Here is a 15,922-nt window from a genome sequence, read left to right as displayed (position 1 = left end):
TCTATTCAGTTATCCGTAATTGAATGAACAATACCTGGCAACACTGCGTTCAGGTAATCATCAGGCTCCAATAACTCTCCGGCAGCACCCAGGGAGTACTCTATAAAAGGTTCAGGAACAAATCCCAAGGTCAAGGTGATAAGTGCGAGCAATATGACTGGAAGCAGCCGCTGGAAGCGCTCCGCACCACTTAAGCTGTATAAATTCTTGCAATGCTCCTCGGGGTGGGGTTTCCAGAATGCTTCCGCCCATATCTTGCTCATTGAAAATAGAGTCAGTGCCCCGGTAATTAATGCGACAGCAGCGACGATATAGGCGGCCTGGTCCAGGCTAGCCTTGACCAATAGCAGTTTTGCCCAAAAACCTGATAGTGGAGGAAATCCAGCCAAGCTGAATGCGGCTATAAAAAATAATGTCGACAGAAACGGACTGGACCGATATAAACCGCCAATCTCATTCAATTCATAACTGCCTGTGAGGCGCTGAGCAGTGCCACTGATCAGGAATAAGTTCGTTTTTGCCACAATGTTGTGGACCATATAGAAAACAGATCCGGCCAATGCCAGGGGGCTGTTCAGCGCTAGCCCCAGGACCAGGAATCCAATCTGGCTGATGATATGAAATGCAAGTATTTTCCGGAATTCATAATGTGCCGCAGCGCCCAACACCCCTGTCAGCATGGTGAGCAATGCTGCCCATAATAAAATATCCCGGGTGAACTCAAGATCATTGGGAAATATTAAAGTAAAGGTGCGAATAAGCGCGTAGACGCCGACCTTAGTCAATAGACCGGCAAATACAGCGGTAACGGCGACCGGCGGAACATGGTATGAAGCGGGCAACCAAAAAAACAGGGGAAATATTGCCGCCTTGATCCCAAAAGCACAGATAAATATAACTGCCAATGTTGAAATAGCGACAGGATTTTGCACCTCTGCCAGGGAAATATGCAGCTGAGCCATATTCAGGGTGCCAGTGAGCCCATAAAGGAGCCCGATAGAGGTCAGCATCAACAGTGTGGATACCAGATTTAACGCTACATATTTAATACCGCCATCCAGTTGTATTTTCTCACCACCGAGTACCAGTAGAGCGAAAGAGGCAATTAACATTACCTCAAACCACACATATAAATTGAATAAATCACCAGTGATAAAGCTACCGCTGACGCCCGCTAAAAGCAGCTGGAAGAAGCTGTGAAATCCCATCTTCACACGTTTTTCACTGATGTCTGATATTGCAAATAGTGAGACACATAATCCCACAATGGCACTGATCAGCAGCATTACCGCACTGAGTCGATCGGCGACCAATGTGATTCCGAAAGGGGCCTGCCAATCCCCCATCTGCCCGGCCTGAGGACCATTGGTTTCAACCAGGATTAGAATAAAAATATTGAAGCAAAGGGCGGTGAGGCATCCCAATATAGAAATGGCAGAGCAAAGATATTGGCGGCCGCGTGCGGGAAATGTAATTAACGCCGTGGCGATAGGGATTAAGAATGGCAGGGCCAATAACCAACTCAAGGGGCTTTCTTCCTCTTGGGCTTAACTGGTTCAGCAATTCTCATACTATCCACATCTAATGTACCCAGCTCCCGGTAAGCTTGTGCAATTAGTGCCAGGGCAAAAGCCAGCAAGCCAAAGCCAATTACGATTGCGGTTAGGATCAGGGCCTGGGGTAGGGGATTGGCAACGATAATTTGCGGGGCTTCCTGGCCCTTGGGGACCAGCGGTGGCGAGGCACGGGTCAGTCGTCCGGCGATAAAAATTGCCAAATTGGCGGCATTGCTGATCAGTACCAAGCCAAACAGGTAGTGTAACAGGTGGCGGGCCAGCATAAGGTAAACGCCGGTAGCTATCAGGATGCCGACGACAACGGCGAGTGGAGCTTCCATTTTAGCTGGCCTCTTCCAGTGCGAAAATCAGTGTGAGAACGGCTCCGAGTACTGTTAGGTAAACTCCAATATCAAAAAATAAAACATTGCTGATAATAATTCCGCCAGTTTCCTTGCTCCCTACCATGGCAAACCACTGTCCGGAAAAGGGGCCATCTCCCCAAAATAGAGCCATTAATCCAGATAACCCGGCAATGACAACTCCCCAGGCGGCGAGGGTCCCTGGAGGTATGCGCAGAGCACTTTGTGCAGCCTCCATCCCCCAAGCCATAGCAAACAGGGCAAAAGCAGAAGCGGCAATTAATCCAGCAATAAATCCGCCTCCGGGATAATTGTGTCCACGTAACAGCATGTAAATGGAGAAGACCAGGATCAGGGCTACCAACACACGGGTCGCTGTCTGTAGGATAATAGAATTCACTGCTTGCCCCGTCTTAAATGATGACCGAGTAAGGTCACTGCAGCGACAGCTGCGGTGAACACCACAATAATCTCCCCGAAAGTATCCAGGGCCCGGAAGTCCACCAGAATGACATTGACGATATTGCGCCCATGGGCCTCGGGTACTGAAGCCTCCTTGTAAAATTCACTCACAGGGCTCTCGAATGGGGTTTGCAGGACCACCAAAATACTGATAGTAAATAAAAGGCCGACTGTGGCACCCAGCAGTGCATCCCTGGGACGGAAGCCTTCCTTCTTACCGGGAGTAAATACGGGCAGGCGTGGAAGAATCGCAGCAATTAATACCAGATACAGCGTTTCTACCAGAATCTGTGTAATGGCTACATCCGGTGCGCCAAAGAAAAGATAAATTAGTGCTATACCCACACCGAGAGCGCCGAGTGCGCAAATGGCGGTCAGAGGTTTACGCGCAATGCCCGCAGTAAAGGTGCCTCCTACCGTCAGCAGTATGGCTGCCCACTCTTTTAAATTGAGGCGTGGTGCAGTGTACTCCAGTGAGAAGTGGCCGGTATGTATAAAGGCATAAATTAAAGCCATCGAGAGAGTAACAAAAATAACAGTGAGATAACGACGCATAATTCCATTTTGCAATATACGTGTTTGTAGCGCGGCAAAAGCTTTTAATAGTTCTAAGGATTTATCCCACAGTAAATCGGCGCTAGTTGGCGCATGGGTAAAGTCCCAGTTTAACCAAGCTCGCATACGTTTGAGATTGACATACATAATCACCCCGAGCACAAAAGTAAGAATGCTCATCAGGAGAGGAATGTTAATACCGTGCCAGAGTTTTAGGTCGATGGTTTCTGGAAGTCCGAGTATCGCTGTGAGAGCCGGTTCCACCAGTCCGCCACCGACTAAGTCCGGGGCTAGGCCAAATGTGAGGCCGAAAGCGCTTAAAATTATTGGGCTTATCCACAAACCGGGAGGTGCGCTTCGAATACGGCTGGCATCTTTGGGTGGAGGACCAAAGAAGGGTTTGATGGCCACCATACCGGCTACTGTCACCGTTACCGCATTGGCAAAAATTGCTGCTGTGCCCACCAATGCGGGCTCTGAAGCTACCGCCAAGGCACCTTCATATTTCAGTTCTTTGCCAATAAATCCAAGGAACGGCGGGAACCCTGCCATGGATAGGGCTGAAGCCAGCGCAGCGATAAACGCAAAGGGCAATAATTTTGCCAGGCCGTGTAGCTTGGTTAAATCCCGGGTACCGGTCTGCCGATCGATAATGCCCACCACCATAAACAGTGCAGCTTTGTAAAAAGAGTGAACCAGCAAGAAAGTAATTGCAGCGGCGACGGCAGCTGAAGCATCAGAACCCAGAAACATGGTGATAGTGCCGAGAGCGATTACGGTGGTATAGGCGAGGGCCCGTTTCAGGTCTGTTTGACGCAGGGCAGCCACTGCCGCTACTGCGGCAGTGGCAATACCGGTGCAGGTTAAAATCCACTCCCAGTATTCAGTGTGAGCCAGTACCGGATGTAGGCGCGCAAGAAGGTAAATACCGGCTTTGACCATAGTGGCCGAGTGTAGATATGCGCTCACCGGTGTTGGAGCCGCCATGGCATTGGGTAACCAAAAATGGAAAGGCAATTGTGCCGACTTTGAGAATGCTCCAATAAGTACCAGAATCAAAATAGGAAGATAGAGTGAACTGGATTTAATTTGTTCCCCTTTTATTAACAACTCTTCAAGGTCATAGCTATCGACAATTTGTCCCATTAATAAGAAAGCGGTAAGTAAGCAAAGCCCCCCTAAGGCAGTTACTAGTAAAGCCTGTAAAGCTGATCGCCGCGCAACAGCACTGGAGTGGTTAAAGCCAATCAGGAGGTAGCTCGCGACTGTCGTCACTTCCCAAAACACAAATAAAGTAATGAGATCGGATGCCAATACCAAACCCAGCATTCCGATCATAAAGAGATAGAGATAGAGGAAGAAGCGTCGCAATAGTGGATTGCCGCGCAAATACTCGGCGGCATAAATGGTGATAAAAAATCCAATACCACTAATTAATAAGGCAAATAAAAAACTGAGTCCGTCGATATAGAAACGCAGGGATATGCCCAGATCTGGAACCCAGCTAATGCCAAAGGAAAACTCTCTGCCTGCAGAAATATCGGGTAGATGAAAAAGCAATAACAAGGCGACAATGGCCGGAGGAATCGGAGAAAGCAGGGAGATCCATCTTCCCGGCGCTTTTCTATCGCCATTGCGACTTTCCATGTCGCCTACTGATCCCATTATTTTATCCTTGGTGACTCGATGTCAGTATCTAGCAGTGAATCACTGCCAAGTTAATAGTTTAGGTGTAAACCGGAGATTGTCGCTTTTAGGGTGAGTAGTCTTGTGCTTGTAAAGATGAATGTTCTGGTTAGATAGATTCCAATGCCTGTTACAAGAAGCGGTATCTCAGAGCAGGTTTACAGCTCCAACAGAATCAGTCTGTTGATAGATTGCCTATTATCGAGGCAAGTCGAACCATAGTGCGAGAACATTATTTGCTGAAGCGGTTAACTCTATTTTTTCCCGATAAACTCCCAAGCCATCTCCCGCCACTAGCAGGTGACTGCCATTGAGTTTGACATTACCAGCGATGATATGAAGATATCCTGGGCGCTTAAGGGTGTTCAATCTTAAACTCTCACCAGTACGTAGTTGGAGGCGAAATAATCTGGCATCCTGGTGAATAATTAGTGAGTTATCGCGTCCATCGGGAGTTGCCAACGGAGTTAGTGCCCCAGCTTGAGTAATTGATTTTTGTTCATAGCTGGGCTGAATATTTTTCCGGTTAGGTTGAATCCAGATTTGCAGAAATTTAAGGTTTTTAGTCTTTGAGTGGTTATACTCTGAATGGGTAATACCTTTACCTGCACTCATTCTTTGAATCTCACCAGCGGGAACGACAAAGTGGTTTCCCTCGCTATCTAAATGTTCGATAGCACCCTCCAGAATATAGGAAATAATTTCCATATCCTGATGGCCATGAGTGTCAAAGCCTGCCCCAGGCTTTACGGTATCATCGTTAATAACTCGCAGCGCGGAAAACCCCAGATGATTCGGGTCATAATAGTGCCCAAATGAAAAACTGTGTTTGCTGTGTAGCCAACCAAAACGGGCTTGCCCCCGTTCCCCTGATGGTCTGAAGTAGTACATAGCCAATTCCTTATCGGTAGAAATATTTTGGCTATGGTAGGCTGCTGTGGTTATAGGAGATATTGGATAATAATGAATCGGTTATTCGTATTAATAGAATATTTAAGCTTCTTCAGAGGTTGGCATATCTAAGGTCAGCAATCTTAGCTCACCAATAAACTCTCTAGCGGCAGGGCCTAATTTATCCTGGTCTTTAAAGTTCAAGAAAAAGCTTGTGGAGCGTAGGCTACCGTTTTTTAATTTAAGCTTTTTAAGCGTCCCCGCATTGAGTAACTTGGAAATTAAGGGTATGGGTAGCCAGGCGAATCCGAGGCCCTGTTCAATAAGATCCAAGGAGGCCCGTAAACTACCCACCTTCCAGCGCTGTTCCGCTCCCAGCCAGCCTGAATCCCTGTTTGTCTGCATAGCTGAGTCCCGCACAATAATCTGTCGATATAATTTCAGATTCTCGTACGTCAGTTCGCAATTTAATTGATGTAGCGGATGATCTCTATGAGCGACAGCGACAAATTCTATACGGCAAATTTCATCGTTGAGAGCATTTTTCATAGGAAAGGCAGAAAGGCCTAAATCCACAAGCCCTTCTTGGATCAACTCATTGGTACCGGACAATACGGTATCGACAATATCGATATTCACCTGGGGATATCTCGCCGAAACTTTCTCCAGTGCCTGAAAAACCACACTTTGGGGGAAGGCGCCATCTACAGCGATACGCAGTTCTGATTCCACGCCTTCACCAAGGGTTTTGGCAATATCCTCGATACGGGAGACTTCATCCAGCAGGTATTGGCCGCGGCGCAGCATTAGGTTGCCAACTTCCGTGAGTATCACTTTGCGGCCAGATATCTCAAAAAGCTTGACTCCGAGAGCAGCTTCCAGGTTGCTAACCGCATTGTGAATACTGGATTGGCTTTTATGGACTCGCGCAGAAGCCTGATTAAAACCTCCGGCATCCACTACCGCTTTAAACATGCGCCATTGTTCTAAGGTGGTTTTTTGCATTATGTAAACCCAGATTCTTATACCGGCAGTTGTGGATAAATATCAAGGGCAAAGCTGCACTGCCTAGAACCCCAAATACTTGCCCCAAGCGCGGGGCAAGCGTATTTATACCCGATTGTGGGGACTGTTGTAATCGATCATTGGACCCACAGGTACCACCTGGCTGGGGTTGATGGATTTATGGCTAAAATAGTAGTGGCGTTTAATATGGTGGAAATTCACTGTCTCTGAGACCTGCGGCCACTGGTATAGCTCGCGGACATAATTGCGCAGGTTGGGGAAGTCTTCCAGACGCTGCCGGTTACACTTGAAGTGGCCGTGATAAACGGAATCAAAGCGAATTAAAGTTGTGAATAGTCGCCAATCTGCTTCAGAGACCTTATCGCCTACCAGATACCGCTGTTTACTTAATATTGCCTCTACCTTATCCAGGGCATCAAATAAGTTTCGGTAGGCCTCTTCATAAGCGGATTGAGTCGTCGCGAAACCACAGCGATAAACCCCGTTATTTATGTTTTCATAGACCAATTGATTGATGGCTTCGATATCTTTCTGTTTGTCTTTGGGATAAAAGTCCTGTGTATCACCAGTAATTTCATTAAACGCACTATTAAACATGCGAATTATTTCGGATGACTCATTGCTGACAATACAGTTTTGCTGTTTGTCCCAAAGTACTGGGACCGTAACGCGGCCGGAGTAGTCGGATTTATTGCGAGTGTAAACCTGATGCATAAAGTCATAACCAAATAGTGCATCACCGCTACTACCCTCATCGGTATTGAAGCTCCATCCCTGCTCAAGCATATCCGGGCTTACAACGGAGGTACTGATATGTTCTTCCAGCTTTTTCAATTTGCGGAAAATCAAGGTGCGATGAGCCCAGGGGCAGGCCAGGGATACATATAGATGGTAGCGCCCAGACTCAGCTTTAAAGCCACCTATGCCACTAGGCCCTGCGCTGTCATCGACAGTAATCCAGTTGCGTAACTGTGCAGCCTCTCGCTTAAATGCGCCCCCCGAATTCTTGGTGTCATACCACTGGTCGTGCCACTGGCCATTAATTAACAATCCCATTTCATACTCCTAAATAGCGGTTGTTTTGTGACTGGCTTCAGATGGAATCAATGTGTTTTCTTTCTGTTGTCCAAGCTGAAACGCCCAGCGCCATGGGCTGCTATCACCAGAAAACCACCGGCTATAGCCAGGTTCTTAAAGAACATTAGAAACTGCATTTGATCTTCCAGGTTGCTATGGAACAGGAACGCAGTGAGTAAGCTAAATCCGGCGAATGCCAGAGCAGTTAATCGAGTTTGAAAACCCGCAATCAGAGCTAAGGCACCGCCTATCTCAAACAGGATTACCAATGGGAGCAGAAACTCGGGTAGACCACCGTAGGCCAGGTACTGAGCGCTACCCTCATAGTTTTGGATCTTGTTAACACCTGCCAGTAAGAAGATTGCTGCCAAGCCAATACGTCCGGAAAGGTCTGCGACGGCTGGAAACAAGGAACCACTGGGGGCATTTGATGCTGTGGATAAAGTGGAAGTATTCATTGTGTCGGTCCTTAAACTGTAAATTGAGCGCCACTGCGGAGTAGCTGCTGTGGATAAGGGGCAGTTTATAGAGGACGAGTAGAATGAAAATTGGTTAAATTCGACCATATCATTCGAATAAATCGAACATCGGGTGGGTCAGGTTCATTCAGAAGTGGACAAAAGGCCGCTCAGAAGTGATAGCCGATACCTATTGAGTAGACCCAGGGGTCAATATCTACATTTACATTGATGCGGTCGTAGTCGTTATCTTCTGTGCGGAAGCGAATTTTGGCCTTGGTATCGATGCTCAAGTACCAGATGGCCGCATTAAACAGCCAGTTGCTCTCTCGTCCAAAGGCAATATCTACGCCCACTTCCCCAGCCAGGCCCCAGGAATTGCTCAGGCTCAGGGATGCCCTTGAGTCTGCACCCAGGGCCGTCTCGAAGTAGTTTTGTGCCGTGCGGCTGATATCTTCATCGAAGAAATGGGTGTAGTTAATTCCCACACCAATATAAGGTTGTACCCAGGACTCGGTGCATACCGGATACCACTGTACGCTGAGGGTTGGTGGAAGGTGCTTGATGTCACCCAGTGATACCCGACCCAGTGGATCACCGGTATCCGGGTCCGGTAAACCGCGAACATCGAGATCGTGCCGGAAAGGTACAGCTGCCAGTAATTCCAGTCCCCAGTGGTCTGCAAATAACCAGGTACCAGTGATGCTAGCGGAGTAGCCGGTATCCACGTAGACCCGGGTGTAGTCCAAGGGGGTGCCATTTAGGCGAAGTCTACCAGAATCGTCGTTTGGATCGACCGCAGCAGCGCCAACGCGAACGATAAAATCTCCCTTTTTATAGTCCGCAACCGACGGGCTGGTAAGCAACAGTACTGCACAAAAAACTAATGTCAGATTGATTCCGTTCATGCCCAACCTTCCAGAGGTGCGACTGGTAATAAGTAGGAGGTCTGATAGCGATATGAATACCGCAACTTACCGCCAGATTATTAGTGTAGATGTCTTGGAGATCCGGGAAAGAAGATAGTAAAAGCTGTGGCGCGGTATTTTATTGATATAACTTTGCTGGCTCCCTTTGAGAAAAATTTCCTATCTGTGAGAGAGTGCAAACCAGAAAAGAGTTTTATTTCCTATTGCGGCGATAATTGTCGAATCGGTTAATCTATTGATTGAATTCGCCCTGTATTATTTTGTGTTTCTACGTTGATATATATTTAGCGATTCTTGATCAGTGTATTTTTCTTAATGCTTAGGAGCCTCTGAATAACTCCATGATACCTCTGGCATGCAGAGCGGTTCACAATCAAGGCGCGGCTTCGCAGGAATGTCTAGACCTTTCAAGAAGTCGCAACGCGGAGTGTGAATCACTCTGCAAGCCCCGAAGGGCGGGCCTTGAAGGCCACAGCTGCTGCGTTGCAGCTCTTGCAAAGGGCTACGGCCATTCGCGGCGAGCTACGCCTAACATCTGCAGCCTTCAAGACCCGCAAAGGCATTACGGAGTTATTCAGAGGCTCCCTTAGTAAAACCCACTATCAATGATCATATAAGACACTTGGCTAGAGATTTAATAACATGCTTAAGATAATACAGGGAACAATGCAACTCACAGGGCGGCTATCCCCAAAATTATCGGCAAATATTGCAATGTACCTGTCTTCTCGACCCAGACGCTATGCTGACTCCGAGCGTGAGAAGGCTCAGCAGTCTCAAGCCAAGAAGATTACTTACCGAGGTGCTTTAGGAACAGAAAATACGGCCTGGTCCTGGGGGGAGGGGCCTGTAGTGATTCTCTGCCACGGCTGGGAAGCCAAAGCCGCAAAAATGGCAACCTTGGCGATGGCAATTGCTGAGCAGGGTTTCCAAGCGGTGGCTATCGATGCTACCGCTCACGGTCACTCTGAGGGCAAGGTTTGTAATTTCGATATTATGGCGAAAGATATCTGCTCTCTGGCCAGCCAGTTTTCGGAAATATTTGCCATCGTCGGTCACTCGATGGGCGGAATGATGACAATGCGCGCGCGGGAGTTTGGGCTTAAAGCCCAGTGCTACGCAATACTCGGCGCACCGAGTGCTCCCTTGCCCATTATAGAAATTATGAAAAATATGCTGAAGGTAAGCCCTGAAACTGCAGAGCTATGCCAAGACAAGATAGCGAATCAAATAGGGTACTCTTGGCAGGAGTTGTTGCAGTGCAAAATGTATACCCCAGAAGATACCCCGCTCTTAATGATCTACGATACTGAAGACGATGAAGTACCTGTCTTCCACGGAGAAAGAATTCATAAAACCTGGCCCGCAGCGGAGATGATTAAAATTAACGGTGTTGGGCATCGGAAAATGGTTTGGGATGCTGAAGTAATAGAGTCAGTGGCAGAATTTCTGCAAATGGAAAAGGCCAAGAAGGTAATAGTAGGAGCCGATTTGGGGAAGCGTGTGGGTTAACCAAGCTATTGAGGCTTAGAGGTGCGGCGGGCCTTGAATGCTCGCCTTACGGAGCTTTTAATAGTTCCCTGTATAAGGCTCTTTTATTTTTGTTTGCAAGTATTGCTGGAATAATTTTTTATTTTATTGCTATTTTGCAGTCCTTCTGATTTAAAGCCTGCCAGTTTTTCTCGTTTGAAGTATTCTTCGACTGTCTCTAATACCCCTATCAACTCTTTGTTTCTCACTGTCTCAATTTCTGCGTATCACTTTTAGTGGTTGATACATTGGTACCAATAAACAAGGGCTAGCGGTAGGCGCTTGCAATATGGTTAGAGGCGAGAAATTGAATCCAGTAGAGGTAGCTTTATAGACTTGCTGGTTGGTACAAATCCACAAAGCTTCCACAATTCCTGTAGGACAGCCAAGTAGCTAAAGCCAGTTTGCCACCACACTTGTTGTTCAATATCTTTGGAAGCTTAGGCTAGCTCTTGCCCTTTATTATTTCAAACTGGAAATAAATCACATTATGTATAAAAGCTGTCTGTTAATAACGTGATTTTGGCCGATTTTTATAGATAATAACGCCCGATCAAACCGATTGTTATGTATAAGGGAGGGATTCTCGAATGAAGGTATTTGGTTCTGGTTTAGCGGCTTCTCCTGCAATGGAGGTACATGGCTTTAAGGCTATGGGGGATAACTCAAACGGCTACCTCCTGATTTCAGACGCTAAAGATGGCCGTAAGGTTTATATTGCTGCAGCCATCGCCGAGAAGTTTGCCAGCTGGCTAGCAAGAAGTGGCTACAAAGGAGCCATGGTGATGTCCCGCCTTGCCCAACTGCGGGCCACCGCTGGAGGCTTGAAGAGCTATAACAATACCGGTAATGCCTTTGAGCATATGGATATCATTGAGAACCTACAGATCGGTTACAAGATTATCCAGCCCAGTGCAGATAATCGGCGCGGTGGTGTCTATATCACTCGTATTGATTTTGCCGAGCATGCTGGAGGGGATGTAACGCCGGGCTTGTATCATGTTGATTATAAAACAGACGAGGAAGTGTGGGGGCTGGACAAGAAAGAGCAATTTCAAATCCGCCGTACTAATATGGCTGTTAATGGGCTCTGTGAAGATGCTGAAGTTGCAGCCAGGGATATTATGCCGGGAATGGTGAATGGCGCCTATAAAGATATCAGCGGCAGTCAGGGGATTAAAGACGAGGGGTTTGGTTTATTTTATAATCCACGCCCGCTTTACAGCGCTGGCCAGCAGTGGAAGACCCCCCAACAGAAACAGGTTTCTTTTGAAGTGACAGCGAACAAGCTGGGTAACCTGATATTGGCATCACAAAAGGAAGGAAGGGATACCCAGTGGGTGATTCACGGTGATGGCTGCCACTTATTCCGCAAGACCTTGCTGCGTTTGCAGGGGCAGGTACTAGACAAGCATACGGTGTTTTTTGCGGCTCCCAAGGGGAATTTTCAAACCCTATTGCCATTGGTGCGGGGGGCTGGATTAAAACTTCATAAAGACGTTTTTAAATATCATCCCCATGACTGGAGTCAACCCCTGAATCGGGTTAACCCGCGTATCTCTAAAGAGATAAAGGCCTTTGGATCTGATTATAAAGAAGTTGCAGGTGTGGTATCACTGAACATGCAGCGGAGTTCTACAACTGCAATCGCAGCTCTCATGTCATCCGCTACTGGTGGTTTTACACTTGGGCTTGGTGGATTGAGTGCCGGTGCTGGTGGTGTGGGCATGGCAGTAAAAGCGCGAGCATTAAGAAATATGCTGGCCAACCACGCTAATGATTCTACTCTAAATCCCCATATGCACCCCTTTAAAAGCATAGATGAAATGGATATGCATGTGAGATCGGAGAATGGAGCAGGGCTAAGCTCGTTCCTAAAACTGGCCGGGAGTCTGCGCCGCGAGTATGCGAGATGATAAAAAAATTACTATTGTGGCCGCCCATTTACAAGCGCCTGCCGGCCGCATGGCAGGCCAGTAAGCTGAACCTTTACGGGCCAGACTTTGAGCAAGCCCCCTGGAAGCAAATTGACCTTTCCGGGATCAAACTCAAATTTAAAAACCCTCCTCAGACGAGAATGTTCCCTAATGATATCCGGGTGGAGGGGATGAATATCTACGACGATCAATCTTTTAGCCCCCCCTGGGATGGTGGTAGGACTAAGACACTATATAAGAGTGGCTGGGTCTACACAGATGGCCTGTTCGGCGATGGAGTTGTGGGGGGCGGTACCCTACAGATGATTATTCAGCGGCGGGATTTAAAAAAGTATGGTTTGCGGAGCCTGTTTATTCCCAAGCAGATGGCCATGATTCTACTGGATGATTTAGCGAGGGATTACGAGGCTAGGAATAAGGAACTACGGGAAGGTGATAATCACGTAGAGCCCTATAATCCGGAAGTTGATGTTTGGCTGTACCCCAAAAGCGTTGAAGCGCTGAATCCATCGGAGTGCGGGGGGCTGGCCTGTTACTCATTTTCAATATGGCAGCCATTTGAGTTGAAAAGATACACATGGGCTACCGCTATTACTGATGAACATATCCTTAAATTTTTCTATATGCCCAGCGCCAGCGGTGTGAATCACCTGGCGGATGACAATAACTTTGCTGAAGCGGCGGAAAGAACAGCGCGTGAGTTTGCTGAGAATATTGATATTACTCTGACGCCAGATGCTGAAAGACAGCGGCAGGCGGCTTTAACTGAAGCATCGAAATTGGCACAGCAGCGGGCCTAAACCTGGCCCGAAGTTTGTGCAGAGAGGCGGTGTGATGCTGAAGAAACTATTATTGTGGCCGCCCATTTACAAGCGCCTGCCGGCCGCATGGCAGGCCAGTAAGCTGAACCTTTACGGCCCGGATTTTGAGCAAGCTCCCTGGAAGGAAATTGACCTTTCCGGGATCAAACTCAATTTTAAAAATCCCCCTCAGACGAGAATGTTCCCTAATGATATCCGGGTGGAGGGGATGAATATCTACGATGATAATTCCTATAATTCTCCTTGGGATGGTGGTAGGACTAAGACACTATATAAGAGTGGCTGGGTCTACACAGATGGCCTGTTCGGCGATGGAGTTGTGGGGGGCGGTACCCTACAGATGATTATTCAGCGACGGGATCTAAAAAAATATGGTTTGCAGAGCCTGTTTATTCCCGAGCAGCTTGCAGTGATTTTGCTGGATGATTTCGAAAAAGATTATGAAGAGCGGAATAGAAAGCGGCGCGAAGACGATAATTATGTAGAGCCGTATAACTCGGAAATTCATACCTGGTTATATCCTAAAACCGTTGCAGCGCTGAATCCATTGGAGCATCAAGGTCTGACTTGCTACTCTTTCTCGATATGGAGACCTTTGGAAACAAAGAAGCATACATGGGCTATCGCTATTACCGATGAGCACCTCCTTGAGTTTTCCTATATGCCCAGTACCAGCGGTGTAGATCACCTAGCGGATGACAATAACTTTGCCGAAGCGGCGGAAAGAACGGCGCGTGAGTTTGCTGAGAATATTGATATTACCCTGACGCCAGATGCTGAAAGGCAGCGGCAGGCGGCTTTAACTGAAGCCTCGACCTTGGCACAGCAGCGGGCCTAGATCTGGCCCGAAGTTTGTGTAGAGAAACTTACGATGCTAAAAAGACTGCTATTGTGGCCGCCCATTTATAAGCGTCTGCCGGCCGCATGGCAGGCCAGTAAGCTGAATCTTTACGGTCCGAATTTTGAGCATGCCCCCTGGAAGGAAATTGACCTTTCCGGGATAAAGCTCAAGTTTAAAAATCCCCCTCAAACTGAGATGTTCCCAAATGATATCCGGGTGGAGGGGATGAATATCTACGATGATCAATCTTTTAGCCCCCCTTGGGATGGTGGCAGGACTAAAACGCTATATAAGAGTGGCTGGGTCTATACCGATGGCCTGTTCGGTGATGGGGTTGTGGGGGGCGGTACCCTGCAGATGATTATCCAGCGACGGGATTTAAAAAAATACGGTTTGCAGAGCCTGTTTATTCCTGAGCAGTTTGCAGTGATTTTGCTGGATGATTTGGCGAAAGATTATGGAGAGCGGAATAGAGAGCTGCGCGAAGGCGATTATCTGGAGCCCTACAATCCGGAAGTTGATGTTTGGCTATATCCCCAAACTGTTGAAGCACTGAATCCATCGGAGCATCGGGGTCTGGCGTGTTACTCGTTTCCTATATGGCAGCCATTCGAGATGAAAAGGCACACATGGGCTACCGCTATTACCGATGAACATATCCTTAAATTTTCCTACAGACCCAGCGCCAATGCTGTCAACCACTTGGCGGATGACAATAACTTTGCCGAAGCGGCGGAAAGAACGGCACGTGAGTTTGCTGAGAATATTTATATTACCCTGACGCCAGATGCTGAAAGGCAGCGGCAGGCGGCTTTAACTGAAGCCTCGAAATTGGCACAGCAGCGGGCCTAAACCTGGCCCGAAGTTTGTGCAGAGAGGCGGTGTGATGCTGAAGAAACTATTATTGTGGCCACCCATTTACCAGCGTCTGCCGGCCGCATGGCAGGCCAGTAAGCTAAATCTTTACGGCCCGGATTTTGAGAAAGCTCCCTGGAAGGAAATTGACCTTTCCGGGATCAAGCTCAAATTTAAAAATCCCCCTCAAACTGAGATGTTCCCCAATGATATTTGGGTGGAGCGAATGAATATCTATGATACTCGCAGCTTTGAGCAATGGGATGGTGGTGAAACCGAAATTGTCTATAAAAGCGGTTGGGTCTATACGGATGGTTTGTTCGGTGACGGGGTTGTGGGGGGCGGTACCCTACAGATGATTATCCAGCGCCGGGATCTGAAAAAATACGGTTTGCAGAGTCTGTTTATCCCCGAGCAGCTGGCCATGATTTTTCTGGATGATTTGGCACGAGATTACGAAGAGCGAAATAGAAAACGGCGCGAAGGTGATTACGTGGAACCCTATAATCCGGAAATTCATACTTGGTTATACCCCAAAACCGTTGAAGCTTTGCATCCAGCTGAGCATAGGGGGCTAACTTGCTATTCATTTTCTATATGGAGACCATTTGAACTGAAGAGGCACACCTGGGCTACCGCTATTACCGACGAACATATTCTTAAATTTTCCTATATGCCCAGTACCAGCGGTGTAGATCACCTAGCGGATGACAATAACTTTGCCGAAGCGGCGGAAAGAACGGCGCGTGAGTTTGCTGAGAATATTGATATTACCCTGACGCCAGATGCTGAAAGGCAGCGGCAGGCGGCTTTAAGTGAAGCCTCGAAATTGGCACAACAGCGGGCCTAAATCTGGCCCGAAGTTTGTGTAGAGAGACGGTGTGGTGCTGAAGAAATTATTATTATGGCCTCCCATGTACAAGCGCCTACCGGCCG

The 15,922-nt window shown here is 47.7% G+C and carries 16 protein-coding genes; 6 read left to right on the top strand and 10 right to left on the bottom strand.

The genetic code is table 11. From position 1 onward, the window contains the following. Positions 1-5: 5 nt before the first annotated feature. The 9 genes from ACJJIE_RS13500 to ACJJIE_RS13460 form a co-directional block, all read right to left on the bottom strand. Entirely contained in the window at positions 6-1,526 is a 1,521-nt protein-coding gene (locus ACJJIE_RS13500; RefSeq protein WP_444892029.1) for a Na+/H+ antiporter subunit D, read from the bottom strand. Continuing rightward, positions 1,523-1,897 carry a Na+/H+ antiporter subunit C gene (locus ACJJIE_RS13495; protein ID WP_282931259.1) on the bottom strand — a complete coding sequence of 125 codons (375 nt, stop codon included), beginning with the start codon at positions 1,895-1,897 and terminating at the stop codon, positions 1,523-1,525. Before ACJJIE_RS13495 ends, ACJJIE_RS13500 begins: the two co-directional genes overlap by 4 nt. A 1-nt stretch (position 1,898) precedes the next feature. Beyond that, positions 1,899-2,318, bottom strand: coding sequence for a Na+/H+ antiporter subunit B (locus ACJJIE_RS13490; protein WP_282931260.1), 420 nt, complete (start codon positions 2,316-2,318; stop codon positions 1,899-1,901). Continuing rightward, positions 2,315-4,600: a hydrogen gas-evolving membrane-bound hydrogenase subunit E gene (gene mbhE, locus ACJJIE_RS13485; RefSeq protein WP_444892028.1), complete on the bottom strand. Its 2,286-nt coding sequence runs from the start codon at positions 4,598-4,600 to the stop codon at positions 2,315-2,317. The genes ACJJIE_RS13490 and mbhE overlap by 4 nt, the downstream gene beginning before the upstream one ends. 219 nt (positions 4,601-4,819) lie before the next feature. Beyond that, entirely contained in the window at positions 4,820-5,512 is a 693-nt protein-coding gene (locus ACJJIE_RS13480; RefSeq protein WP_444892027.1) for a pirin family protein, read from the bottom strand. Between the two features lie 102 nt (positions 5,513-5,614). Continuing rightward, positions 5,615-6,517 carry a LysR family transcriptional regulator gene (locus ACJJIE_RS13475; RefSeq protein ID WP_444892026.1) on the bottom strand — a complete coding sequence of 301 codons (903 nt, stop codon included), beginning with the start codon at positions 6,515-6,517 and terminating at the stop codon, positions 5,615-5,617. A gap of 105 nt (positions 6,518-6,622) precedes the next feature. Continuing rightward, positions 6,623-7,594: a glutathione S-transferase family protein gene (locus ACJJIE_RS13470; protein WP_444892025.1), complete on the bottom strand. Its 972-nt coding sequence runs from the start codon at positions 7,592-7,594 to the stop codon at positions 6,623-6,625. A 47-nt stretch (positions 7,595-7,641) separates the two neighbouring features. After that, positions 7,642-8,073: a DoxX family protein gene (locus ACJJIE_RS13465; protein ID WP_282931265.1), complete on the bottom strand. Its 432-nt coding sequence runs from the start codon at positions 8,071-8,073 to the stop codon at positions 7,642-7,644. A 170-nt stretch (positions 8,074-8,243) separates the two neighbouring features. Then, positions 8,244-8,981, bottom strand: a complete 738-nt coding sequence (locus ACJJIE_RS13460) for an OmpW/AlkL family protein (protein WP_444892024.1) — start codon at positions 8,979-8,981, stop codon at positions 8,244-8,246. 663 nt (positions 8,982-9,644) lie between these two features. Between ACJJIE_RS13460 and ACJJIE_RS13455 the strand changes: the two genes are divergently transcribed. Then, entirely contained in the window at positions 9,645-10,514 is an 870-nt protein-coding gene (locus ACJJIE_RS13455; protein WP_444892023.1) for an alpha/beta hydrolase, read from the top strand. An 83-nt stretch (positions 10,515-10,597) separates the two neighbouring features. On the opposite strand, the gene ACJJIE_RS13450 is transcribed toward ACJJIE_RS13455, so the two are convergent. Beyond that, positions 10,598-10,741: a hypothetical protein gene (locus ACJJIE_RS13450; RefSeq protein ID WP_444892022.1), complete on the bottom strand. Its 144-nt coding sequence runs from the start codon at positions 10,739-10,741 to the stop codon at positions 10,598-10,600. A gap of 381 nt (positions 10,742-11,122) precedes the next feature. Between ACJJIE_RS13450 and ACJJIE_RS13445 the strand changes: the two genes are divergently transcribed. From ACJJIE_RS13445 to ACJJIE_RS13425, 5 genes are read left to right on the top strand one after another with little or no spacing between them, the layout of a single operon-like run. Then, a complete protein-coding gene (locus ACJJIE_RS13445; RefSeq protein ID WP_444892021.1) occupies positions 11,123-12,448 on the top strand; it encodes a hypothetical protein in 1,326 nt (441 codons plus the stop codon). Then, positions 12,445-13,269 (top strand): hypothetical protein, encoded by an 825-nt coding sequence (locus tag ACJJIE_RS13440; RefSeq protein ID WP_444892020.1) that lies wholly within the window; start codon positions 12,445-12,447, stop codon positions 13,267-13,269. Before ACJJIE_RS13445 ends, ACJJIE_RS13440 begins: the two co-directional genes overlap by 4 nt. Positions 13,270-13,303: 34 nt before the next feature. After that, the gene (locus ACJJIE_RS13435) at positions 13,304-14,128 is read left to right on the top strand and encodes a hypothetical protein (RefSeq protein ID WP_444892019.1); all 825 of its coding nucleotides are present in this window, start codon (positions 13,304-13,306) and stop codon (positions 14,126-14,128) included. 33 nt (positions 14,129-14,161) lie between these two features. After that, positions 14,162-14,983, top strand: a complete 822-nt coding sequence (locus tag ACJJIE_RS13430; protein ID WP_444892018.1) for a hypothetical protein — start codon at positions 14,162-14,164, stop codon at positions 14,981-14,983. A 34-nt stretch (positions 14,984-15,017) separates the two neighbouring features. Next, positions 15,018-15,836, top strand: coding sequence for a hypothetical protein (locus ACJJIE_RS13425; protein ID WP_444892017.1), 819 nt, complete (start codon positions 15,018-15,020; stop codon positions 15,834-15,836). Positions 15,837-15,922: the final 86 nt, after the last annotated feature.

It is taken from the genome of Microbulbifer maximicatervae (SeqCode), assembly GCF_052467325.1.
This window is presented reverse-complemented; position numbering and strand designations above follow the sequence as displayed.